The organism is Plantactinospora sp. BB1 (assembly GCF_003030385.1).
Classification (GTDB): Bacteria; Actinomycetota; Actinomycetes; order Mycobacteriales; family Micromonosporaceae; genus Plantactinospora.
The window spans coordinates 5562221-5585376 of the sequence record NZ_CP028159.1 but is presented as its reverse complement, the minus strand read 5'-3'; the positions used below and the strand labels follow the sequence as shown (position 1 = coordinate 5585376).

The window sequence follows — 23156 nt, the reverse complement described above, 5'->3', positions numbered from 1 at the left end:
GTTTCGGGCCTGTCAAGAGCCGCTCACACGGACCTCGCTCAGCGGGTCGGCTCGGCCTGCCGGCAGTGGATCTATGATGTGGAAGGTCGTTCCACATCATAGGAGGCACTCCGATGGCCGTGGTGTCGCTCTTCGACGCGGTGGCCGGGTCGTACGACGAGTCCCGCCGCCGGCTCGTGCCGTGCTTCGACGACTTCTACGGCACGGCGGTCGAGGTGGCGGCTCCGCCGCTGCGCCGGGCGCTGGCCTCCGGGCGGGTGCCGACCGTACTCGACCTGGGCGCCGGTACCGGGCTCTTCTCGATCCTGCTCGGCGCCGCCGTACCGGGGGTGCGGAGCATCCTGCTCGACGGTGCCCCGGCGATGCTCGCGGTCGCCGAGGGGCACCTGACCCGGCGCGGGGTACCGCACGAGACGGTGGTCGCCGACCTGACCGCCCCGCTGCCCGGCGGCCCGTACGACGCGGTGGTCTCCGCGCTGGCCATCCACCACCTGCCGGACGCCGACAAGCGGGACCTCTACCGCCGGATCCGGCAGGTGCTGGTCCCCGGCGGGGTCTTCGTGAACGCCGAGCAGGTCTCCGGCGGCACCCCCGACCTGGACTCCCGGTACGACGAGGTGTGGCTCGCCCAGGTCACCGCGCTCGGTGCCACCGGGGCGGAGATCGCCGCCGCCCGGGAGCGGATGCTGCACGACCGCCCGGCGCCGATGCCGGACCAGTGCCGCTGGCTGGTCGAGGCCGGTTTCGTCGGTGTCGACTGCTTCTACAAGTCCTGGCGGTTCGCCGTCTTCGGCGGCCGGCGCGAGCTGTAGGACGGCTGACGCGGGCGGTAGGGACGGTCGGCGCGGGCGGTAGGGACGGCTGGTGCCGGGGTGTCGGCCGGACCGGTTGCGGCGGTCGGAATGACGGCTGGTCATACCGCCGGTAGGCTGAGCGGCATGACCGCCAAGGTGACCCTCTCGTTCTCCGACGAGACGATCGAAGAGGCCCGCCGCTTCGCGAAACGGGACGGCATGTCGCTTTCCGCCTGGATCGACCAGGCCGCCCGGGAGAAGGCGCTCCGCGAGGTCTTCACCGCGCACGCCGCGGCCGTCGGCCGGGCCCGCCTGGACATCGAGGCCGCCGCCATCGCCGACGCCCAGGAGGCCGCACTGGTCGACGCGGCTCTCGGCGGGCGCCCGAGTGCGTAGGGGCGAGATCTGGCGGATCGACGGGGCCCGGTCCCGGCTCGGTCTGGTGATCAGCTCCGACGTCTACAACTCCACCGACGTGCCGATCGTGATCGTCGCCGAGGTGGTCGACTCCGAGCTGCTCCGGGACTCCCCGCTCGCCGTCACCATGGGCGAATACGTGGTGATGCCCGACCGGCTCTCGTCGCCGATGAAGAAGTGGTTCACCGAGCGCGTCTCGGTCGCCGACGCCGACACCATGTTCCGGGTGAGCCGGGCGCTGCGTATCCTCCAGGGCATCTGAGCGCCCCGCCGCGCCGGGCGGCCGCAGATCTCACCGCCTGCCGGGGCCCGCCGTGCGCCGACCGTTGCCGGTCCGACTTCACGCGCGAACCGCCGGGAAACCCCGCGCTCCTACGTTCGGGCGGCATGACCAGTACTGCCACCGGCCCGACGGCCGGCACCGGGACCGACAGCACGGCCACCGCCCCGGCGACCGGCCTCGGCACCCTCGCGCCGCCGGAGCCCGCCGCCGCACCCGTGGCCGCCCGCCGGCACCAGCTCGACGACTGGCGCCCCGAGGACCCGGACTTCTGGCGTACCACCGGAGCGCCGATCGCCCGGCGCAACCTGATCGTCTCGATCGCCTCCGAGCACATCGGGTTCTCGGTGTGGAGCCTCTGGTCGGTCCTGGTGCTCTTCCTCGGCCCGGAGTACGGGATCGACCCGGCCGGGAAGTTCCTGCTCACCGCCGTACCGGCCGCGCTGGGGGCGGCGTTGCGGCTGCCGTACACCCTGGCGGTGGCCCGGTTCGGCGGGCGGAACTGGACGATCGTCAGCGCCCTGCTGCTGCTGGTGCCGGCGGTGCCGATGACGATCCTGATCGAGCCCGGGGTGTCGTACGGCACGCTGATGGTGCTGGCCTGCCTGGCCGGGGTCGGCGGCGGCAACTTCGCCTCCTCGATGGCGAACATCAACCTCTTCTACCCGCAGCGGCTCAAGGGCTGGGCGCTCGGCCTGAACGCGGGCGGCGGCAACATCGGGGTGGCCGCCGTCCAGCTCGTCGGGCTGGCGGTGCTGGCCACGGCGGGTGCCGCGTACCCGCGCCTGGTCCCGGCGGTCTACCTCCCGCTGATCGTGCTCGCCGCACTCGCCTCGGCCCGCTACATGGACAACATCACCAGGGTCCGCAACGAGCGGGGGGCGATCCGGGAGGCGGCCCGGGACCCGCACACCTGGGTGATGTCCGTGCTCTACATCGGCACCTTCGGGTCGTTCATCGGCTTCGGCTTCGCCTTCGGGCAGGTGCTGCTGGTGCAGTTCGGTGACCGGTTCGGCACCCCGCTCGACGCGGCGTACCTGACCTTCCTCGGGCCGCTGGTCGGCTCGCTGATCCGGCCGGTCGGCGGCCACCTGGCCGACCGGTACGGCGGGGCCCGGGTGACCTTCGCGACCTTCGCCGCGATGGCGGCCGGCGCCGGACTGGTCCACCACGCCTCCGGGGAGCGCTCGCTGACCCTCTACCTGATCGGGTTCATCGGGCTCTTCGTGCTCTCCGGGGTCGGCAACGGATCGACGTACAAGATGATCCCGGCGATCTTCCGGGCCCGGGCGGCCCGGGCGGTGGCCGCCGGCGAGCTGGACCCGGACGCCGCGCAGCGCCGGGCGTGGCGGCTCTCCGGCGCCCTGATCGGGATCGCCGGGGCGGTCGGCGCGTTCGGGGGCGTACTGGTCAACATCGCCTTCCGGCAGTCGTTCCTGGCGTACTCCTCGGCCGACGCCGCCTACCTGGCCTTCATCGCCTGGTACGCCCTCTGCCTGGTGGTGACCTGGGTGGTCTACCTCCGCCCGTCGCCGGGTCGCCTCGCCGGGGTGTGACACCCCCGGTCGGGCGGCGGCGGGGCCGGCGGCTATCGTTTCTCCAGTGGAGGCGGGGTCCCGCCATCGCCGCAGCCCGCTGGGGGGTGTCCCGTTTTGACCCCGGCACCGGCGACCGGGTATCGTTGCCTGCTGTTGTGTGACACCCAAGTTTTCACGTGACATCCGCGGGCGTGCCTTTCCCGGGTACGCTTGGTCGTTTGTGCGTGCCTGGCGACCGGTGCGCGACCCCAGACCGACGACGAGACAAGGTAGACCTGTGCGTACGTACAGCCCGAAGCCGGGTGAAATCGAGCGTCAGTGGCACGTCATCGACGCGTCAGACGTCGTGCTGGGCCGTCTGGCCACCCACGTTGCCACGCTGCTGCGGGGCAAGCACAAGCCGACTTTCGCGCCGCACGTGGACACCGGTGACTTCGTCGTCGTCGTGAACGCGGGCAAGGTGGCGTTGACCGGCAACAAGCGGCACACCAAGGTCGCCTACCGGCACTCCGGCTACCCGGGCGGTCTGAAGCAGGTCGGCTACGACGAGCTGCTGACCAAGCGCCCCGACCGGGCCATCGAGCTGGCCGTCAAGGGCATGCTCCCGCACAACAAGCTCGGCCGTAAGCTGATCAAGAAGCTGAAGGTCTACGCCGGTGCCGAGCACCCGCACGCCGCGCAGCAGCCGGTGCCGTTCGAGATCAAGCAGATCGCGCAGTGAGCGCGGGCGAAGGAAACAGCATGACCGACACCATCGCGACCACCGAAGCCCCGGTGCCCGCCCCGGTGGCCCGGGCTCCTCGTGGCGACCGGCCCATCCAGACCGTGGGCCGGCGCAAGGAGGCGATCGTCCGGGTCCGGATCGTCCCGGGCAGCGGCAAGATCACCTGCAACGGTCGTGAGCTGGAGGCGTACTTCCCGAGCAAGGTGCACCAGCAGCTCATCAAGGAGCCGCTGGTCACCGCCGAGAAGGCCGAGGCGTTCGACATCATCGCCAACCTGCGTGGCGGCGGCACCACCGGCCAGGCCGGCGGGCTGCGGCTGGCCATCGCCCGGGCGCTGATCGCCAACGACCCGGACGACCGCCCGGCGCTGAAGAAGGCCGGCTTCCTCACCCGGGACGCCCGGGAGAAGGAAAGCAAGAAGTACGGTCTCAAGAAGGCCCGCAAGGCGCCCCAGTACTCCAAGCGTTGATCCGCGGCAACACCTTGTACGTCTGACGTACGGCCGGAAACCGCCCCCTTCCGCGGTGGCGGTGTCCGGCCGTTTCGTCGTTTACCACCACTGGTGCGCTTCCCGGAGGTTTCGCGCATGGGGCGGCTGTTCGGCACTGACGGCGTACGCGGACGCGCGAACGCCGACCTCACCCCCGAGTTGTCACTCGCGGTCGCGGTCGCGGCCGCGCAGACCCTCGCCGAGTCCGACCGGAGCCATCCACCGCTCGCGGTGGTCGGCCGGGACACCCGGGCCAGCGGCGAGATGCTGGAGGCCGCGGTGGTGGCCGGGCTGACCAGCGCCGGGGCCAACGTGGTCCGGGTCGGGGTGCTGCCCACGCCGGGCGTGGCCTTCCTGGTCGGCGAGGCCAAGGCCGACCTCGGGGTGATGCTCTCCGCCTCGCACAACCCGATGCCGGACAACGGCATCAAGCTCTTCGCGGCCGGCGGGCACAAGCTCCCCGACGACGTCGAGTTGAAGATCGAGGCCGCGGTCGAGGCGAACGGTTCGGCCGGCTGGCAGCGGCCGACCGGTGCCGGCGTCGGCCGGGTGCACGACCTGCTCGATGGTGCCGAGCACTACATCCAGCACCTGGTCGGCACGATCCCGCACCGGCTCGACGGGCTCAAGGTCGTCGTCGACTGCGCGAACGGCGCCGCCTCGGAGGTCGCCCCGGTGGCGTACCGGGAGGCCGGTGCCGAGGTGATCGCCATCCACGCCGAGCCGGACGGGCTCAACATCAACGACGACTGCGGCTCGCAGCACCTCGACAACCTGCGGGCCGCCGTGGCGGAGCACGGTGCCGACCTCGGCATCGCGCACGACGGCGACGCCGACCGGTGCCTGGCGGTCACCGCCGACGGCAGCGAGGTGGACGGCGACCAGATCATGGCGATCCTGGCGCTGGCGATGCGGGAGGCCGGGACGCTGACCCAGGACACCCTGGTCGCCACCGTGATGAGCAACCTCGGCCTGCGGCTGGCCATGTCCGCCGCCGGGATCCGGCTGGTCGAGACCAAGGTCGGCGACCGGTACGTGCTGGAGGAGCTGCGCGCCTCCGGGCTGGCGCTCGGCGGCGAGCAGAGCGGGCACCTGGTGCTGCCGGCGTACGCGACCACCGGCGACGGCATCCTCACCGGGCTGCACCTGATGTCCCGGGTGGCGGCCACCGGCCGTACCCTCGCCGAGCTGGCCTCGGTGCTGACCAAGCTGCCGCAGGTGCTGATCAACGTGCCGGTCGCGGACCGGACGGTCGGAGCCGGCGCACCGGGCGTACTCGGCGCGGTGCAGCGGGCCGAGGTCGAGCTGGGCGAGACCGGTCGGGTGCTGCTCCGCCCCTCCGGCACCGAGCCGCTGGTCCGGGTGATGGTCGAGGCGGCCACCGTGGAGCTGGCCCAGGAGATCGCGGAGCGGATCGCCGCCGAGGTGCGTACCGCCAGCCCGGTGCCGGCGTAACGCCGCCCGTGCCGCCCGCCCCGGTTGCTAGAGCCGGAGCTGGCTGGCCCGGGCCAGGGTCTGCGCCGGCCCCTCGCCGACGGTGAGGTCGAGGTCCTCGGTGACCCGGCCGTCCCGGAGCCGGACCAGCCGGTCGCACCGGGCGGCGATGTGCTGCTCGTGGGTGGCCAGCAGGATCGTGACGCCCCGCTCGTCGCGCAGCCGCAGCAGCAGGTCGAGGATCTCGCCGCCACTGGTCGAGTCGAGGTTGCCGGTCGGTTCGTCCGCGAGCAGCAGCGCCGGCTCGCCGATCAGGGCCCGGGCCACCGCGACCCGCTGCTGCTGGCCGCCGGAGAGCTGCGCCGGCAGCGCCCGCTCCCGACCGGCGAGCCCCACCGCGTCGAGCAGTTCCCGGGCCCGGGCCGTCCGGTCGTAGCCGACCCGGTACGGCAGCACCGGCGCCAGTACGTTGTCCAGCGCGGTCAGCGCGGGCAGCAGGTGGTAGCGCTGGAAGACGAAGCCGACGGTCCGGCGGTATCCGGCCAGGGCGCGACGGCCCAGCCGGGTGATCTCCTGCCCGCCGACGACGACCGAGCCGGAGTCGGCCGGCTCGATCGCGCCGACCAGGTGCAGCAGCGTCGACTTGCCGGAGCCGCTCGGTCCGGTCAGTGCCACCACCGAGCCGGCGGCCACGTCGAGCGACAGCTCGTCCACCGCGACGATCGGGAGTTCGCCGCCGGAGAACCGCTTGGTCAGCGCGGTGACGGTGACGCCGACCCCGGTGTCCGCCATGGTTACTCCTCGGCTAGCAGGTGGCCGGTGGGGACCCGGCGCAGCAGTGCCGCCGGGACGAGCGCCGCCAGGCAGGCGACGAGCGCACCGGCGGCGGCGGTACCGACCCCGGTGAGGACGACTCCGGTGGAGAGCCCGCCGATCAGCGCGGCGGCGCCGGCCAGCCCGACCGCCGTACCGGCCAGCGCGCCGAGCAGGCCGATCCCGGCTCCTTCGTAGGCGGCCAGCCGGGTCAGCGCGGACTCCGTCCAGCCGGTCGCGCGCAGTGCCGCCAGCTCGCCGGCCCGGTCGCGGATGTTCAGGTAGAGCACGTCGGCCACGGCCGCCGCGCCGAGCAGCACGGTGGCGGTCGCGGCCACGGTGTCGGCGGTGCGCACCGTAGCCGAGACGGTGTCGCCGAGCAGGCTGCCCAGCACCGTGTCCCGGAAGGCGTAGTTGATCGCGGCGAGCACCGTCGAGGCGGCCACCCCGATGCCGAGGGCCGCCGCGCCGAGCAGGGCCCGGCCCGGTGCCCGGACCAGGTTGAGCACGGCGAGGCCGAGCACTCCGCGTACCCGTCGGGTCAGCCGGACCGGGGCGGCGGCCGGCCGGAGCGCGCCGGCCGGATGGGAGCTGGCGGCCCGCACCGCCGGGCCGGCGCCGGCCACGACCGCGACCAGCAGCGCCACGGGTACGGCCAGCGCCGCCCGCCACCAGCCCACCTCGACGCCGAGCAGGGCGCCGAGCGGGGCGGCGAGGAGCAGCGACAGCAGTCCGGCGGCGAGGCCGATCAGCGCCACCTCGCCGAGGATCGCCGCGCCGATCCGCCGGGCCGGCCAGCCGAGGCAGGCGAGCACCGCCAGTTCGGCCCGACGGTCCCGGACGGCGGCCGAGACCGCGTTGGCGAGGAAGAGCGCGCAGACGGTGAGGACGAGCAGGAAGAGTACGACGCTCTTCCGGTCCACCGCCCGGACGATCACCGACGCGACGCCGATCGAGGACCAGCCCTCGGTGAGCCGCAGCTCGGGCCGGCCGAACGAGCCGGCGGGCAGCTCGACGGTCTGCGGGGCCGGTGAGGAGCCGAAGGTGACGTCGACGTCGAGTCCGGTACGGGCGGCGATCCGCTCCGCGACCTGCCGGACCTGCCGTTCCGCCTCCCCGGTGTAGCCGGCGACTCCGGCGACCCGGATCCGGATCGCGCTGATCGGGGCGGCCAGTTGCGGGTCGTTGCCGCCCTCCAGCAGCTTCGGTACGGCGGCGAGGCTGGTCAGCAGCAGGGGCGGGCTGGAGAGGTAGCCGGCCGGGTTTCCGCTGGGCAGCAGCGGACGGTCGCCGAGCGCCTCCCGGCTGGCCCGGTCGGCGCCGACGGCCTGCGGCGGGGCGTACGTCTCCAGCGGCACCTGGGAGAGCGCGCTGAAGCTGGTCAGCCGTTCCGGGTCGAAGATGCCGACCGCCTGCCAGCCCATCCCGCCCCCGGTCCGCGCACTCGGCTGGCCGAGCTGGCGCAGCGGCCGGAAGGCGACGTCACCGGCGAGCCAGGGCGCCGGATAGGTGCCCGGCCCGTCGGCCCGGTACGCCGGCAGGTCGGGGCTTCCGGCCCGGGGCCGCAGGCTGCCGTCGGAGAGTTGGTGGTAGTCGATCGGCCCGGCCTGCACGACCGGGCTCAGGCTGCCGAGGCCGGTCTGCTGCCGGACGGCGTCGCGCATCTCCTGCCGGTAGTTGGTGGTCGGGTCGGCGCTCGCGCCGCCGGCCGGCTCGCCGCCGCCGCCCAGCGCGGCCAGCAGTTCGCCCGGTTGCAGGCCGGCGACCCGGTCCGGGCGCAGCCGGGTGTAGCTGGCCGTCACCCTGCCGTCCAGGTAGGGGCGGCTGGTGGCGAGCACCGGGACGTTCCGGTGGCCCGGCCCGAGCAACCTGTTCTCGACGGTCGTGTCGTCCCGGCTCAGCGGCCGGCCGTCGACCACGGCGTCGGCCAACCCGACCAGCCGGTCCTCGGCGGGCGGGTCGACGGCGGCGAGCAGGAACGGGACGATCCACCGGACCGGCAGCACCAGCCGGTCGGTCGCGGTGGGGGTGGTGTCCCGGATCCCGGCGGGGGCGTGCGGCGAGTTCTCGAACCGGCCGTCCGGCAGCAGCCGGGCGACGACGACCTCGGTGTAGTCGGTGTCCGGCGAGGTGCGGGTGAGGGTCGGCTCCGCGCCGATGTCGCAGACCGGCTCGGTCCGCCCGTCGGGGAGGATCTCCCGGGGCACGATGTAGCCGTTCCGGCAGGCGTTCAGCGGGTACCGCCGGCCGTCGGTGTAGAGGGCCGCGCTGGCGATGCCGCCGTCCTCCCAGACCGGGTAGGCGAGGCGGTTGCGGGTGAGGTAGACGTACCGGGGCTTGCCGGTGGTCCGGGACAGGCCGCGTTCGGCCAGGAAGGTCGGGTCGACCCGGATCACCTGCCGGTCGAGGGACCGGTCGACCGCGTCGGTGAGGTCGAGGTGGGCCCGCATCTCGTGCAGGGAGTAGCCGAGCATCGCCACCGGGGCGGCGACGTCGACGCCGTCGACCGTGCGAACCTGCTCGTACTGGGCCATGCTGATGCCGCCGAAGAGGCCGGAGAGGTAGTTGGGCCGGACGACACCCCGCGCCGTCTCGAGATCGGCCTGTGTCCCGTTCGGACGGACGAGAATGTCGTACGCAGCGCGGGTCTCGCGTTGCACCCGATCGTTCAGGCGCAGTTGGGAGGTGGTGGTGGTGCCGGTCAGCACGACGAAGCCGGTGGTCGCGACGAGCACGCCGGTCAGCAGGGCGAGTGATCGCCAGAGCCGGGCCCGCAGTTGCCGCCAGATGAATCCGACCACCGCGCCCCTCCTCTTCTCCCGCAGGACACTCTGCGCTATACATTGTCACAATGCAAGAGGCCGTGCGGACGGCCGGAAGGTGGGTCAGGGATGGCCATCCAGCATGCGGTGCTCGCGTTGCTCGCCGACGGCCCGAGTTACGGATACGAGCTGAAGGGTGCCTTCGAGACGGCCGTCGGTCCACAGTGGGGGTCGCTGAACATCGGCCACCTCTACCAGATCCTCGACCGGCTGGCCCGGGACGAACTGGTCCGGGCCGAACGGCAGGCGCAGCCGGTCAAGCCGGACCGGGTGGTCTACGAGATCACCCCCGCCGGCCGGACCGAACTGGCCAGGTGGCTGGCCGAGCCGAGCCCGCGCAGCGGCGGCTTCCGGGACGACTTCTTCCTCAAGGTCACCGCCGCCGCCCGCTCCGGCTCCGCCGACGTGGTGCGTACCGTGCTCGCCAACCAGCGCGGCTATCTGCTGCGCGAGCTGCGCAACCTCGGCACGCTGCGCCGGGAGGCGACCGACCCGGTGGTCGAGCTGCTGCTCTCGGCCGCGTGCCGGCACGTCGAGGCGGATCTGGCCTTTCTCGACGACGCCGAGACGGGCCTGCTCGACGGCGCCCGGATCCGGATCCCGTCCGCGCGGACGGCCGGCGCCGATGCCGTACCCGGGGCGCTGCCCGACGGTCGCGCAGCCGGCCTGGCGGAGGGCGCCTGAGCCACGCCGCGACCGTGGTCAGGCCGGGGCGCCGCCGAGCGTGCGCAGCCGGGTCACCGCCTCGGCCAGCACCTCCGGGCGCTTGCAGAAGGCGAACCGGACCAGCCGCCGCCCCGCCTCGACGTGGTCGTAGAAGACCTGGGTCGGCACGGCGACCACCCCGCAGCGCTCCGGCAGCGAGCGGCAGAACTCCACCCCGTCCCGGCCGCCCAGCGCGGTGATGTCGGCGGTGACGAAGTACGTCCCCTCCGGGACCAGCACCTCGAAACCGGCCTCGACCAGCCCGGCCGAGAGCTGGTCCCGCCGCGCCTGGAGGTCGGCCCGGTAACCGTGGTAGTAGTCGTCCGGCAGCGCCAGGGCCACCGCGACCGCCGGTTGCAGCGGTGCCCCGCCGGTGAAGGTGAGGAACTGCTTGACCCGCATCGTCGCCGCCACCAGCGGCGCCGGGCCACTGGCCCAACCGATCTTCCAGCCGGTGCAGGAGAAGGTCTTGCCCGCCGACGAGATCCGCAGGGTGCGCTCCCACATGCCCGGCAGGGTCGCCAGCGGGACGTGCGGGCTGCCGGCGTCGCTGAAGACCAGGTGCTCGTAGACCTCGTCGGTGACCGCGATGGTGTCGTGCTCCTGGCACAGCCGGGCGATCAGCGCCAGTTCGTCGGCGTCGAAGACCTTGCCGGTCGGGTTGTGCGGCGAGTTGAGCAGCACCAGCCGGGTCCGCGACCCGAAGGCGGCGCGCAGCTCCGCCGGGTCGAAGGCGTACCGGCCGCCGTCGACCGGGCGGAGCGTGACCGGCCGCCGGACCGCCCCGGCCAGGGCGATCGAGGCGGCGTACGAGTCGTAGTACGGCTCGAAGCAGACCACCTCGTCGCCGGCCTCGCAGAGCCCGAGGATCGCCGCCGCGATCGCCTCGGTCGCCCCGGCCGTGATCAGCACCTGCCCGTCCGGGTCGTACTCCAGTCCCCAGAACCGGCGCTGGTGTGCGGCGACGGCGGCGCGCAGCGCCGGGACGCCCGGACCGGGCGGGTACTGGTTCTGCCCGCCGCGCAGCGCCGCCACGGCGGCGGCCAGCATCTCGGGCGGCCCGTCCGTGTCCGGAAAGCCCTGGCCGAGGTTGACCGCGCCGGTGCGCACCGCCAGCGCCGACATCTCCGCGAAGATGGTGGTGCCGAACGGGCGCATCCGGCGGACCAGGGGATCGGAGTCGGTTGTCGTCGTCACCCCGTCACCCTAGAGCCGTGCCGTGCCGTTTCGTCAGATCCCGAAATCCGAGCAGGTGAGGGTCGCGTAGTTGCCGCTGGCGGTCTTCGAGGCGGTGGACTTCCCGTCGACCGTGATCTTGCAGGAGATGTCGCCGGAGCCGCCGCCGGTGCGGATCGCCACCACCGTCTTCAGCTCGTCCTCGGGAAGCTTGACCTCCTTCTTCCACGGAAGGTCGACCGACGGCAGGTGCACCTGCTTGCCGGCGCCGTCGATGTAGGAGAGCGCCACCCGGCCGTCGCCGGTCACCTCGTAGACGACCGTCTGGCCGCCGCTGCCCGGGTTGCCGCCGTCCTGACTGTCCGACGTAGACGGTGGCGGAGTGGCGTCCAGGCTGGTCTCCACCGACTTCCGCAGCTGGTCCATGAAGGACAGCGGGCCGAGGCAGAGCCCGACGCAGGCGACCAGCACGACCACCACCACGGCCACGATCACGATGATCATGGTCTTGTTGCTCTTCTTCGGCGGTGCCGGCGGGTACGGCCCGCCCGGGTAGCCCGGCTGTCCGGGCTGTCCCGGCTGTCCGTAACCGGGGTAGCCGCCGGCACCGGCCGCCGCGTAGGGGTCGGTGCCGGGCGGGGCGGACTGCGGCGGGCCGGACTGCGGCGGGTAGACGCCGTAACCGGCGTCCTGCTGGTTCGGCGCCCCGCTGGTCGGGTATGGCGTGGCTGGTGGGCCGGACTGCGGCGGGTACGCCGGGCCGGCACCGTAGGCCGGGGCCGGCGGCTGGCCCGGGCCGGGCTGCTGCGGCTGGGCGTACGGGTTCGGCTGCTGCGGTTGGGCGTACGGATTGGGCTGCTGTGGCTGGGCGTACGGGTCCGGCTGCTGCGGCTGGCCGTACCCGGCCGACTGCGGCGGCTGGCCCCAGGCCGGCTGCCCGTACGGGCCGGGTTGGGGCGGCTGTCCGTAGCCGCCCGGCTGGGCCGGGGGCTGGCCGTACGTGGTCGGCTGCGCCGGCTGTCCGTAGCTGGACGGCTGCGCGGGCTGGGGCGGCTGCGGCGGGGCGTACCTCGTCGTCGGGGCGTCGTCCTCCTCCTCGGCCGGGTTCTCCGGACGGGGCTGCTGCGGCGGGCCGAACTTCGTCGTCGGCGGCTCGTGCTCGGCGGAGGGGTCGTACGGGTTGTGCGGGGGCGGCGAGTCGGTCATCGGGTCTGGCTCCAGAGATGGCGGACAGCAGGGGCGCGGCGACCGGGAGAGGGAGGCGCCGGAGGAGATGGCAGCGAATGCGCCAGTCACGGTACCGCGTCACCGCTGGCCGCGATGTACCGGTGAAGGGTGGGCCGGCCAGCGGAGTGGTGGTTCGTCCGGTTGTCGGGGCCGGCCAGAATACCGCGCAGCATCAGTGATCGAACGAGCACCTTTCGAGCAGGCCAGATGAGCGAACTTAGGTTAGGCTGCGGGCCATGTGCGGAATCGTGGGTTACGCCGGCGCCAGGCCGGCGCTGAGCATCGTGCTGGACGGGTTGCGGCGGCTGGAGTACCGCGGCTACGACTCGGCCGGCGTGGCGGTCGTCGCCGAGGGTGAGCTGCTGACCGAGAAGAAGGCCGGCAAGCTGGCCAACCTGGAGAAGGCGCTGGCCGAACGGTCGGCGGACGACGACGCGGTGCCCGGCATCGGCGCCGGTACCACCGGCATCGGGCACACCCGGTGGGCCACCCACGGCGGGCCCACCGACCGCAACGCCCACCCGCACCGGGCCACCGACGGCCGGGTGGCGGTGATCCACAACGGCATCATCGAGAACTTCGCCAAACTCCGCGCCGAGCTGGAGGCCGACGGCGTCGAGTTCACCAGCGACACCGACACCGAGTGCGCGGCGCACCTGCTCGCCGGTGAGCTGTCCCGGCTGCGCGCCGCCGGTGAACCCGACGGGCCGGCGCTGCTGGCCGCCGCGATGCGCCAGGTCTGCCAGCGGCTGGAGGGCGCCTTCACGCTGCTCGCGGTCGACGCCGCGATCCCCGGCGCGGTGGTCGGGGCCCGGCGCAACTCGCCGCTGGTGGTCGGGCGCGGGGCCGGGGAGAACTACCTGGCCAGCGACGTCTCCGCGTTCATCGAGCACACCCGGGAAGCGGTCGAGCTGGGCCAGGACCAGGTCGTACTGATCACCGCCGACGCCATCGAGATCACCGACTTCGCCGGTGCACCCGCCGCCGGCAAGGACTTCCACATCGACTGGGACGCCTCGGCCGCCGAGAAGGGCGGCTACGACTACTTCATGCTGAAGGAGATCGCCGAGCAGCCGCAGGCGATCGCCGACACCCTGCTCGGCCGGCTCAAGGAGAACGGGGAGATCGTCCTCGACGAGGTCCGCCTCTCCGACCAGGACCTGCGGGACGTGGACAAGGTCTTCATCGTCGCCTGCGGCACGGCGTACCACGCCGGGATGGTGGCGAAGTACGCCATCGAGCACTGGACCAGGATTCCCTGCGAGGTGGAACTGGCCAGCGAGTTCCGCTACCGCGACCCGGTCCTCGACCGGTCCACCCTGGTGGTGGCGATCTCCCAGTCCGGCGAGACCATGGACACCCTGATGGCGCTGCGGCACGCCAAGGAGCAGAAGGCCCGGGTGCTGGCGATCTGCAACACCAACGGCTCCACCATCCCGCGCGAGTCCGACGCGGTGCTCTACACCCACGGCGGGCCCGAGGTGGCGGTCGCCTCCACCAAGGCGTTCCTCACCCAGTTGGTGGCCTGCTACCTGATCGGCCTGCACCTGGCCCAGGTGCGCGGCATCAAGTACGCCGACGAGGTGGCCGCGGTGGTCGACCAGCTCCAGGAGATGCCGGACAAGCTGCGGGAGCTGCTCGCCGGCATCGAGCCGATCCGCGACCTGGCCCGGGACCTCAAGGCGGCGCCGACGGTGCTCTTCATCGGCCGGCACGTCGGCTTCCCGGTCGCCCTGGAGGGCGCGCTCAAGCTCAAGGAACTCGCCTACATGCACGCCGAGGGGTTCGCGGCCGGCGAGTTGAAGCACGGCCCGATCGCCCTGATCGACCAGGGCACCCCGGTGGTCTGCATCGTGCCCTCCCCGGCCGGGCGGGGCATGCTGCACGACAAGATCGTCTCCAACATCCAGGAGATCCGGGCCCGGGGCGCCCGGACCATCGTGATCGCCGAGGCGGGCGACGAGGCGGTGACGCCGTACGCGGACCACCTGATCTACGTACCGCGCACCCCGACCCTGCTGGCCCCGCTGGTGACCACGGTTCCGTTGCAGGTGCTCGCCTGCGAGATCGCCGCCGCCCGGGGGCACGACGTGGACCAGCCGCGCAACCTGGCCAAGTCGGTCACCGTGGAGTGAGCCGTTCACCGTCACGTGCGCTCCCGCGCCCGCCGGTAGGGTGAGGCGGTGATCGTCGCAGTCGGCATCGACGTCGTACTGGTCGATCGGTTCGCCCGGGCGCTCGCACGCACCCCGCTGCTGGCCGATCGACTCTTCACCGGGGCGGAGCGGGTCACCGGGTCGGGCAACCCGCGCTCGGCCGAGTCGCTCGCCGCCCGGTTCGCCGCGAAGGAGGCGGTGGCCAAGGCGTTGGGCGCACCGGCCGGGCTGCACTGGCACGACTGCGAGGTGGTCTCCGACCCGGACGGGCGGCCGTGGCTGACCGTCTCCGGCACGGTCGCGGCCGCCGCCACCGAGCGCGGGGTGCAGCGCTGGCACCTGTCGCTGTCCCACGACGGCGGGATCGCCTCGGCGATGGTGGTGGCGGAGCGATGAGGGCCGCGTGGCGGGTGGCGGACGTACGCGCCGCCGAGCGCGCCCTGATGGCCACCCTGCCGGCCGGCACCCTGATGCAGCGGGCTGCCGGCGGGCTGGCCGGGCACTGCGCCCGTTTGCTCGCCGAGCGGGGCGGCGGGGTCTACGGCGCCCGGGTGCTGCTGCTGGTCGGCTCCGGCGACAACGGCGGCGACACCCTCTACGCGGGTGCCCGGCTCGCCGGCCGGGGCGCGGCGGTGAGCGCCCTGCTGCTGGCGCCGGAGCGGGTGCACCAGGGCGGCCTGGCGGCGCTGCGGGCGGCCGGCGGGCGGATCGTCGACGGGCTGCCGGACCGGGCCGACCTGGTGCTGGACGGGATCGTCGGGATCGGCGGCTCGGGCGGGCTGCGCGAGCCGGCCGCCCGGCTGGTGGCCGGGCTGCCCGGCCTGACCGGCCGGTCCGGAGACCGGCCGCCGGTGGTCGCGGTGGACGTGCCGAGCGGCGTCGAGGTGGACACCGGCGACGTGCCGCGCTCCGTCGGCCTGCCCAGCACGGTGACCGCGGACCTGACGGTCACCTTCGGCTGCCTCAAGCCCGCCCTGGTGGTCGGCCCGGCCGCACCCCGGGCCGGGCGGGTCGAGCTGGTCGACATCGGGCTCGGCCCGTGGCTGCGGGGCACCCCGGCGGTACGCGTCACCGAGTGGTCGGACGTGTCCGACTGGTGGCCCCGGCTCGGCCCGGAGGAGGAGAAATACAGTCGGGGCGTGGTCGGGCTGGCCACCGGCTCGGCGACGTACCCGGGTGCCGCGGTGCTCTCGGTCGGCGGCGCGGTCGCCGGACCGACCGGCATGATCCGGTACGCCGGTGGCGCCCGCGCCGAGGTGCTGCGCCGCTATCCCTCGGTGGTCGCCGCCGACCGGGTCACCGAGGCCGGCCGGGTGCAGGCCTGGGTCTGCGGCTCCGGGCTCGGCACCGACGATGCGGCCGCCACCGAGCTGCGCTGCGTACTCGCCGCACCGGTGCCGGTGGTGCTGGACGCGGACGCGCTCACCCTGCTGGTCGACGGCTCGATGGCCGAGCGGCTGCGGGAGCGGGACGCGCCGATCGTGGTCACCCCGCACGACCGCGAGTACGCCCGGCTCTGCGGGGAACCGCCCCGGGACCGGGTCGCCGCCGCGCTGCAACTGGCCACCTGGATGAACGCGGTGGTGCTGCTCAAGGGCGACCGGACGGTGGTCGCCACCCCGGACGGGCAGGCCTTCGCCAACCCGACCGGCACCCCGGCGCTCGCCACCGCCGGCACCGGCGACGTACTGGCCGGGTTGCTGGGCTCGCTGCTCGCCGCCGGACTGCCGGCCGAGCGGGCGGCGGCCGCCGCCGCGTACCTGCACGGGCTGGCCGGGCAGGAGGCCGCCCGGCGCGGGCCGGTCGTCGCCGCCGACGTGGCCGCCGCGCTGCGCCGGGTGATCGCCAGGCTGCCCCGGTGAGCGGCGGAGTGTCCTGGCCGCGCCACCCGGGGCCATTTCGATCTACCCACAAGTAGGCTGAGCGCATGTGGCAGGCCGAGGTACGCGTCGATCTTGACGCGATCCGCGACAACGTGTCCCGACTGCGGTCCGGGACGAGCGCCGAGCTGATGGCCGTGGTCAAGGGTGACGCGTACGGCCACGGCATGCTCCCGGCCGCCGGGGCGGCGCTCGACGCCGGGGCGGACTGGCTGGGTGTCTGCACCCTGGACGAGGCGTTGACGCTGCGCCGGGCCGGGATCACCGCACCGGTGCTGGCCTGGCTGCTGGCGCCCGGGCTGCCGCTGCACGACGGGGTGGCCGCCGACGTCGACCTGGCCGCCGCCAGCCTCGGCCAGCTCGCCGAGCTGGTCGCCGCCGCCGAGCGCGCCGGCCGGCCGGCCCGGGCTCACCTCAAGATCGACACGGGCCTCTCCCGGGGCGGCGCGACCCTCGACGACTGGCCCGAGCTGCTCGACGCGGCGGCGAAGGCCCAGGCCGACGGGCTGATCGAGGTGGTCGGGCTCTGGAGCCACCTGGTCTACGCCGACGCGCCGACGCACGCCACCACCGACCGGCAGCTCGCGGTCTTCACCGAGGGACTCGCCCTGGCCGAGCGGGCCGGGCTGCGCCCCCGGCTGCGGCACCTGGCCAACTCGGCGGCCACGCTGACCCGGCCGGACACCCACTTCGACCTGGTCCGTCCCGGCATCGCGATGTACGGGCTGTCGCCGGTCCCCGGCGAGCAGTTCGGGCTGCGGCCGGCGATGACCGCGCGGGCCCGGGTGACGCTGACCAAGCGGGTGCCCGCCGGCACCGGCGTCTCCTACGGGCACACGTACCACACCGAGCGGGAGACGACGCTTGCCGTCGTGCCGCTGGGCTATGCCGACGGGGTGCCCCGGCACGCCTCCAACGTCGGCCCGGTCCAGCTCGCCGGTGCCCGGCGGCAGATCGCCGGCCGGGTCTGCATGGACCAGATCGTGCTCGACTGCGGCGACGACCCGGTCGTCCCCGGCGACGTGGCGACGCTCTTCGGCGACGGTGCGGCCGGGATACCGACCGCCGACGACTGGGCCGAGGCGATCGGCACCATCAACTACGAGATCGTCACCCGGTTCGGCGGGGTCCGGGTGCCCCGGGTGTACGACGGACGGCAGCCGTGAGCCCGGCCAAGCGGCTCGCCCCGTCGCGGGTACCGGCGCAGCGGCAGCCGTCCCGGCGTACCCAGACCCGGACCGGACTCTTCCGGGTGGCCGGCATCATCGGCGCGGCGGCCGGGGTCGCGGCGGCCGGCATCGCCGCCGGGGTGGCCGCCGAACGGGCGGTGGTACGCCGTTCCAAGACCGCTCCCGGCGACCGGTACGCGACGGAGCCCTTCGGCACGCTGCCCTACGACGAGTCCTGCATCGTCTCCACCGCCGACGGCACCGACATCCACGTCGAGATGGTGGGCCCGCCGCCCGGTCCGGGGCGGCCGACCCTGGTCTTCGTGCACGGCTTCTGCCTGGACATGGGGACCTTCCACTTCCAGCGCAGGATGCTGACCGAGCTGGGCGAGGACCGGCTGGTCTTCTACGACCAGCCGGGACACGGGCGGTCCGGCCGACTGGAGTCCGGCGAATACCAGCTCCAGGCGCTCGGCGAGACGCTCCGCTCGGTGATCGACCGGACCGCGCCGACCGGGCCACTGGTGCTGGTCGGGCACTCGATGGGCGGCATGACCATCATGGCGTTCGCGGAGCGCTATCCGGAGCTCTTCGCCGAGCGGGTGATCGGTACCGTGCTGATGGCCACCTCGGGCGGGTTGGTGGCGGAGACGAAGTTCGGCCTGCCGACGATCGTGGCCCGGGCCGGCGCACCGCTGCTGCCGGTGGTCGACAACGCCACCCGGCTGACCGGCAGCGTCCTCGACCGGGCCCGGCGCGCCTCGGCCAACCTGGCCTGGCTGCTCACCCGCCGGTACGGCTTCGGCACCCCGACGCCCAGCCCGGCGCTGGTCTCCTACGTGGAGAAGATGAACTCGCGGACCTCCACCGAGACGGTGGCCCGCTATCTGCGCACCATCTACACCCATGCCCGCTATCCGGTGCTGGCCGCGCTGCGGGACAGTCCGACGCTGGTGATCGTGGGCGAGCGGGACATGATCACACCGGTCACCCACTCCGAGGAGATCGTCCGCTGGCTGCCGGACGCCGAGTACGTCAAGGTGCCCGACAGCGGGCACGTGGTGATGCTGGAACACGCCGACGAGGTCAACCGGGCGCTGCTGGACTTCCTCGACCGGCTGCCCGGCCGAGGAAGGGATTGAGCTGTCCCGATGAGTGACGCGTTGCGCGGTACCGAGCTGGTCCGCGAGCTGCCGACGGTGGCGCAGACCCACGAGTTCGGGCGGCGGCTGGGCCGGCTGCTCCGCCCGGGGGACCTGCTGGTGCTGACCGGCCCGCTGGGCGCCGGCAAGACCGCGCTGGTGCAGGGGATCGCGGCCGGTCTGGGGGTACTCGGCGAGATCACCTCGCCGACCTTCGTGATCGCCCGGGTGCACCGGCCCGATCCGGCTCGGGGCGGCCGGGTCACGCTGGTGCACGCCGACGCGTACCGGCTGGGCGAAGCCGTCGACCCCCGGGCCGAGATCGACGACCTCGACCTGGACGCCTCGGTCGACGAGGCGGTCACCGTGGTCGAGTGGGGCGAGGGCATGGTCGAGCACCTGGTGGACACGCATCTGCGGGTGGTCATCGACCGGCGGGACGACGACACCCGGCGGGTCGAGCTGGTGCCGTTCGGCGGCGACTGGGCCGACCGTCTCGCCGAGCTGCGCTGAGAGGGTCGCGGTACCGGGATCCCCGCTGTCGTACCGGACTTCTAGAGTGCGGGAAACGACCGTGGCGTTCGAGAGGTTACCGATGACCCTGGATCTTCCGGCCCTGCTGCCCCCGGCCTGGCGGGCGGCGCTGGACCCGCACCTCGATCCGGCCCAGACCGCCGCGTTGGGCGAGTTCGTCGCCGGGGAATACGCGACCCAGACCGTCTTCCCCCCGCTGGAGGATCTCTTCACGGCCTACCGGCTCTGCGCCCCGGAGGACTGCCGGGTGCTGATCCTCGGCCAGGATCCCTACCACAGGGCGGGTCAGGCGCACGGGCTCAGCTTCAGCGTCCGGGACGGCGTCTCGGTGCCACCGTCGCTGCGCAACGTCTTCAAGGAGCTGGCCGACGACCTCGGGGTGCCGGTGTCGCGCAGCGGCAACCTGACCCGTTGGGCGAGCCAGGGCGTGCTGCTGCTCAACGCCGTGTTGACCGTCCGGCAGGCGACTCCGGGATCGCACGCCAACAGAGGCTGGGAGGCCTTCACCGACGCCACCATCAAGGCCCTCGACGCCCGCCCGGACCGGGTCGTCTTCCTGCTCTGGGGCGGCTACGCCCGCAAGAAGGCGGCCCTGGTCACCAACCCGGCGCACGTGGTGCTGGAGGCCGGCCACCCCAGCCCGATGAACCCTCGCGGTTTCCTCGGCAGCCGCCCCTTCAGCGCCTGCAACAAGGCGCTCGCCGACGCCGGTCGGCCCACCGTCGACTGGGACCTCTCGGCCCGTTGACTCAGTCCGTTCGAGCGAGCCGGGCCCGCCACCGCCGCAGCAGTTCGGCGGTGGCCGGCTCGGTCGCCTCGACCAGCGCGAGCGGCACCACCCGATAGCTCCGGTCGCCGTGCCGGACCTCGATCGCCTCCGGCAGTTCCTCGCACATGCCGGCCCGCAGCACGCCACCGACCACCTGCCAGCGGTGCTCGCCGGGGTCGCGCGGATCGGTGGGTAGGTAGCCGAACTCCTCCCACGCCGGGTTCCAGCGCTGGGCGTAGTGGCGCTCCAGCCAATCCGCGAACCGTTCGGCGTCCCGCCAGGCCACCGCGATCTCCAGGTCGCCCACCGGCACCGGCGCGCCCTGCAACAGGGCGGCCGTGGTCCCGGTCAACACGTGTGGCAGCTCCGCGAGGCGGTCCAGCATCCGGTCCAGACCGACCGCGTCGATCCGCTCCGCCACACTCCGGACCGCCAACTCGTCGATCCGGGCGTCGACCTCGCTATCGAGCGGCTCGACGCCGACGGTGAGCTGGAGGCCGAGCGCGGCCAGCAGTTTCTCCAGCATCGCCACGGTCGGCGCCCGCTCGCCCTGCTCGATCCGGGTCACCGTCGACCGATCGGTGCCGGCCAGCCGGGCCAGCGCGTGCTGGGTGAGGCCACGTAACTCGCGCTGCTGCCGCAGTGTCGTGCCGATCAGGGCGGTCAGCCGGGATGTGGGCATTCCTCGGATGCTGCCGCTATCCCGACGAGCAAGGTGTCACTGTGTCACCAAGGTGACTCCCTGGCACCTTGCTGACCGGACTACCCGGGGCCAGGCCGGTGCACGCCCCGACCCGACCGGGTCCCGTCAGCCCGGCGCGACCGCCCGGTTAGGGTGCCTATGTGCTCGTACTCGTGTTGGACTCCTCGACCCCGGCGGTGACCGCCGCGCTGGCGGAGATCACCGCCGACGCGGTCTCGCCGCGCGGCGAGCGCAGTGTCGTCGACGCCCGGGCCCACGGCGAACTGCTCGCGCCGCAGGTCTCCGAGGTGCTCGCCGAGGCCGGCGCCCGGCCGGCCGACCTGGCCGCCGTGGTGGCCGGGGTCGGACCCGGGCCCTTCACCGGGCTGCGGGTCGGCCTGGTCACGGCCGCCAGCATGGGACAGGTGCTGGGCATCCCCACCTACGGCGTGCCCTCGCTCGACGCCATCGGGTGGGCCGCGACCCATCCCCGGTCCGGCGCCGCCCCGGAGGTCGGGCCGGTGCTGGCAGCCACCGACGCCCGCCGCCGGGAGATCTACTGGGCCGTCTACGACCTGGCCGGCGAGCGGCTGGCCGGGCCCGAGGTCGACGCCCCGGCCGCCGTCGCGCAGCGGGCCCGGGACCTCGGCGTCCGGGTCGCGGTCGGCGAGGGAGCCCACCGGTACGCCGACATCCTCGGACTACCGCCGCGAGCCGGCCTGGACTACCCCCCGCCGTACGCCCTGGCGGAGCTGGCGGCCGAGCGGGTCCGGGCCGGCGCCCCCGGTGAGCAGCTCACACCGCTCTACCTGCGCCGGCCCGACGCCGTGGCGGCGACCGGGCGCAAACCGGTCCTGCGGTGAGGACGGCGGTCGGGGAGGGTAGCGCCGCGGTGACCAGGCTGAGCCCGTTCCGCTGGTGGCACATCTCCGAGGCGCTGCTGATCGAGGCGGACCTCTTCGGCGCCGAGCAGTGGTCGGCGGCGATGTTCTGGAACGAACTGGCGAACGGGCACCACTACGTGGCGGCGCTGGACTCCACCGACGCGCTCGTCGGCTACGCGGGGCTCGCCCTCGCCCCGCCGGACGAGGCGTGGGTGCAGAACGTGGCGGTACGCCGGGACGCCCAGCGCAGCGGCATCGGCCGGATGCTGCTGGTCGAACTGCTGGCCGAGGCGAACCGGCACGGCGTACGCCGGGTACTGCTGGAGGTGGCGGTGGACAACGCACCGGCCCAGCGCCTCTACGCGACGTACGGCTTCGAACCGGTCGGCGTGCGGCGCGGCTACTACCAACCGAGCAACACCGACGCACTGGTGATGCAGCTCGAACTGGAGCGGGCGAACAATGGCTGACGAACCCCTGATCCTCGGGATCGAAACGTCCTGCGACGAGACCGGCGTCGGTGTCGTACGCGGGCACACCCTGCTCGCCGACGCGCTGGCGTCCAGTGTGGACGAGCATGCCCGGTTCGGCGGGGTGGTGCCGGAGGTGGCCAGCCGGGCCCACCTGGAGGCGATCGTGCCCACCATGCGGCGCGCGCTGGACGACGCCGGGGTGACCCTGGCGGACATCGACGCGATCGCCGTCACCGCCGGCCCCGGGCTCGCCGGCGCGCTGCTGGTCGGGGTGGCCGCCGCCAAGGGCTACGCGCTGGCCGCCGAGAAGCCGGTGTACGGGGTGAACCACCTGGCCGCGCACGTCGCGGTGGACACCCTGGAACACGGCCCGCTGCCCGAGCCGGCGATCGCGCTGCTGGTCTCCGGCGGGCACTCCTCGCTGCTGCTGGTGGACGACCTGGCGACCGGGGTCACCCCGCTCGGCGCGACCATCGACGACGCCGCCGGGGAGGCGTTCGACAAGGTGGCCCGGCTGCTCGGGCTGCCGTTCCCGGGCGGCCCGCCGATCGACCGGGAGGCCCGGGCCGGCACTCCGGACGCGATCGCCTTCCCGCGCGGGCTGACCGCCCCGAAGGACCTCGCCGCGCACCGGTTCGACTTCTCCTTCTCCGGCCTCAAGACCGCGGTCGCCCGCTGGGTCGAGGCGAAGCAGCGGGCCGGTGAGCCGGTACCGGTACCGGACGTGGCCGCGTCGTTCCAGGAGGCGGTCTGCGACGTACTCACCAGCAAGGCGATCGCGGCCTGCCGGGACCGGGGCGTCGAGACGCTGGTACTCGGCGGCGGTGTCGCGGCGAACTCCCGGCTGCGGGCGCTGGCCGAGGAACGGGCGGCGAAACACGGCATCCGGGTCCGGGTACCCCGGCCCAAGCTCTGCACCGACAACGGTGCGATGGTCGCGGCGCTCGGCTCCCACCTGGTGGCCGCCGGGGTGGCCCCGAGCCGGCTGGACCTGCCCGCCGATTCCGCGATGCCGCTCACGATCGTCAGCGTGTAGTGGGGAGAGT

Annotated in this window: 23 protein-coding genes; 18 read left to right on the top strand and 5 right to left on the bottom strand. The window is 73.7% G+C overall.

The window, feature by feature from the left end:
* Window positions 1-113 precede the first annotated feature (113 nt).
* The 7 genes from C6W10_RS24340 (at window position 114) to glmM (ending at window position 5699) form a co-directional block, all read left to right on the top strand.
* A complete protein-coding gene (locus C6W10_RS24340) occupies window positions 114-812 on the top strand; it encodes a class I SAM-dependent methyltransferase (protein WP_107260819.1) in 699 nt (232 codons plus the stop codon).
* Window positions 813-938: 126 nt separating this feature from the next.
* A complete protein-coding gene (locus C6W10_RS24335) occupies window positions 939-1190 on the top strand; it encodes a DUF6364 family protein (RefSeq protein WP_107260817.1) in 252 nt (83 codons plus the stop codon).
* Window positions 1183-1473 carry a type II toxin-antitoxin system PemK/MazF family toxin gene (locus C6W10_RS24330; protein ID WP_107260815.1) on the top strand — a complete coding sequence of 97 codons (291 nt, stop codon included), beginning with the start codon at window positions 1183-1185 and terminating at the stop codon, window positions 1471-1473. Before C6W10_RS24335 ends, C6W10_RS24330 begins: the two co-directional genes overlap by 8 nt.
* Window positions 1474-1598: 125 nt before the next feature.
* Window positions 1599-3047, top strand: a complete 1449-nt coding sequence (locus tag C6W10_RS24325; RefSeq protein ID WP_107260813.1) for an MFS transporter — start codon at window positions 1599-1601, stop codon at window positions 3045-3047.
* Between the two features lie 259 nt (window positions 3048-3306).
* Window positions 3307-3750: a 50S ribosomal protein L13 gene (rplM, locus tag C6W10_RS24320; protein ID WP_107260811.1), complete on the top strand. Its 444-nt coding sequence runs from the start codon at window positions 3307-3309 to the stop codon at window positions 3748-3750.
* Between the two features lie 20 nt (window positions 3751-3770).
* Window positions 3771-4223, top strand: a complete 453-nt coding sequence (gene rpsI, locus C6W10_RS24315) for a 30S ribosomal protein S9 (protein WP_107260809.1) — start codon at window positions 3771-3773, stop codon at window positions 4221-4223.
* A 117-nt stretch (window positions 4224-4340) separates the two neighbouring features.
* A complete protein-coding gene (gene glmM / locus C6W10_RS24310) occupies window positions 4341-5699 on the top strand; it encodes a phosphoglucosamine mutase (RefSeq protein ID WP_107260807.1) in 1359 nt (452 codons plus the stop codon).
* Window positions 5700-5726: 27 nt separating this feature from the next.
* On the opposite strand, the gene C6W10_RS24305 is transcribed toward glmM, so the two are convergent.
* Both C6W10_RS24305 and C6W10_RS24300 read right to left on the bottom strand, forming a co-directional pair.
* Complete coding sequence (locus C6W10_RS24305; protein ID WP_107260805.1) at window positions 5727-6470, bottom strand: ABC transporter ATP-binding protein; 744 nt, start codon at window positions 6468-6470, stop codon at window positions 5727-5729.
* Window positions 6471-6472: 2 nt separating this feature from the next.
* On the bottom strand, window positions 6473-9292 hold the full coding sequence (locus C6W10_RS24300; RefSeq protein ID WP_107260803.1) for an FtsX-like permease family protein: 2820 nt from the start codon (window positions 9290-9292) through the stop codon (window positions 6473-6475).
* 90 nt (window positions 9293-9382) lie between these two features.
* Here C6W10_RS24300 and C6W10_RS24295 point away from each other — a divergent pair, with 90 nt between their 5' ends.
* Entirely contained in the window at window positions 9383-9997 is a 615-nt protein-coding gene (locus C6W10_RS24295; RefSeq protein WP_107260802.1) for a PadR family transcriptional regulator, read from the top strand.
* A gap of 18 nt (window positions 9998-10015) precedes the next feature.
* Here C6W10_RS24295 and C6W10_RS24290 read toward each other — a convergent pair whose 3' ends face one another.
* Together C6W10_RS24290 and C6W10_RS24285 are read right to left on the bottom strand one after the other, a co-directional pair.
* A complete protein-coding gene (locus C6W10_RS24290; protein ID WP_107260800.1) occupies window positions 10016-11215 on the bottom strand; it encodes a pyridoxal phosphate-dependent aminotransferase in 1200 nt (399 codons plus the stop codon).
* Window positions 11216-11248: 33 nt separating this feature from the next.
* A complete protein-coding gene (locus tag C6W10_RS24285; protein WP_107260798.1) occupies window positions 11249-12400 on the bottom strand; it encodes an MmpS family transport accessory protein in 1152 nt (383 codons plus the stop codon).
* A gap of 257 nt (window positions 12401-12657) precedes the next feature.
* Here C6W10_RS24285 and glmS point away from each other — a divergent pair, with 257 nt between their 5' ends.
* The 7 genes from glmS (at window position 12658) to C6W10_RS24250 (ending at window position 20050) form a co-directional block, all read left to right on the top strand.
* Window positions 12658-14556, top strand: a complete 1899-nt coding sequence (gene glmS / locus C6W10_RS24280; protein WP_107260796.1) for a glutamine--fructose-6-phosphate transaminase (isomerizing) — start codon at window positions 12658-12660, stop codon at window positions 14554-14556.
* A gap of 48 nt (window positions 14557-14604) precedes the next feature.
* Window positions 14605-14973: a holo-ACP synthase gene (locus C6W10_RS24275; protein WP_101368082.1), complete on the top strand. Its 369-nt coding sequence runs from the start codon at window positions 14605-14607 to the stop codon at window positions 14971-14973.
* A complete protein-coding gene (locus C6W10_RS24270) occupies window positions 14970-16439 on the top strand; it encodes an NAD(P)H-hydrate dehydratase (RefSeq protein ID WP_107260794.1) in 1470 nt (489 codons plus the stop codon). Before C6W10_RS24275 ends, C6W10_RS24270 begins: the two co-directional genes overlap by 4 nt.
* A gap of 65 nt (window positions 16440-16504) precedes the next feature.
* Window positions 16505-17623 carry an alanine racemase gene (gene alr, locus C6W10_RS24265; protein WP_107260792.1) on the top strand — a complete coding sequence of 373 codons (1119 nt, stop codon included), beginning with the start codon at window positions 16505-16507 and terminating at the stop codon, window positions 17621-17623.
* Between the two features lie 86 nt (window positions 17624-17709).
* A complete protein-coding gene (locus tag C6W10_RS24260; RefSeq protein ID WP_107264245.1) occupies window positions 17710-18768 on the top strand; it encodes an alpha/beta fold hydrolase in 1059 nt (352 codons plus the stop codon).
* Window positions 18769-18777: 9 nt separating this feature from the next.
* The gene (tsaE, locus tag C6W10_RS24255; RefSeq protein ID WP_107260790.1) at window positions 18778-19281 is read left to right on the top strand and encodes a tRNA (adenosine(37)-N6)-threonylcarbamoyltransferase complex ATPase subunit type 1 TsaE; all 504 of its coding nucleotides are present in this window, start codon (window positions 18778-18780) and stop codon (window positions 19279-19281) included.
* 82 nt (window positions 19282-19363) lie between these two features.
* Window positions 19364-20050 carry a uracil-DNA glycosylase gene (locus tag C6W10_RS24250; RefSeq protein ID WP_107260788.1) on the top strand — a complete coding sequence of 229 codons (687 nt, stop codon included), beginning with the start codon at window positions 19364-19366 and terminating at the stop codon, window positions 20048-20050.
* Window position 20051: 1 nt separating this feature from the next.
* Here the strand turns inward: C6W10_RS24250 and C6W10_RS24245 are convergent, their stop codons facing one another.
* Window positions 20052-20753 (bottom strand): helix-turn-helix domain-containing protein, encoded by a 702-nt coding sequence (locus tag C6W10_RS24245; RefSeq protein ID WP_107260786.1) that lies wholly within the window; start codon window positions 20751-20753, stop codon window positions 20052-20054.
* 161 nt (window positions 20754-20914) lie between these two features.
* Between C6W10_RS24245 and tsaB the strand changes: the two genes are divergently transcribed.
* The 3 genes from tsaB to tsaD are packed head-to-tail and all read left to right on the top strand — an operon-like array spanning window position 20915 to window position 23146.
* The gene (tsaB, locus tag C6W10_RS24240) at window positions 20915-21616 is read left to right on the top strand and encodes a tRNA (adenosine(37)-N6)-threonylcarbamoyltransferase complex dimerization subunit type 1 TsaB (protein ID WP_107260784.1); all 702 of its coding nucleotides are present in this window, start codon (window positions 20915-20917) and stop codon (window positions 21614-21616) included.
* A 29-nt stretch (window positions 21617-21645) separates the two neighbouring features.
* On the top strand, window positions 21646-22107 hold the full coding sequence (gene rimI, locus C6W10_RS24235; protein ID WP_107264244.1) for a ribosomal protein S18-alanine N-acetyltransferase: 462 nt from the start codon (window positions 21646-21648) through the stop codon (window positions 22105-22107).
* Entirely contained in the window at window positions 22100-23146 is a 1047-nt protein-coding gene (tsaD, locus tag C6W10_RS24230; protein ID WP_107260782.1) for a tRNA (adenosine(37)-N6)-threonylcarbamoyltransferase complex transferase subunit TsaD, read from the top strand. Before rimI ends, tsaD begins: the two co-directional genes overlap by 8 nt.
* Window positions 23147-23156: the final 10 nt, after the last annotated feature.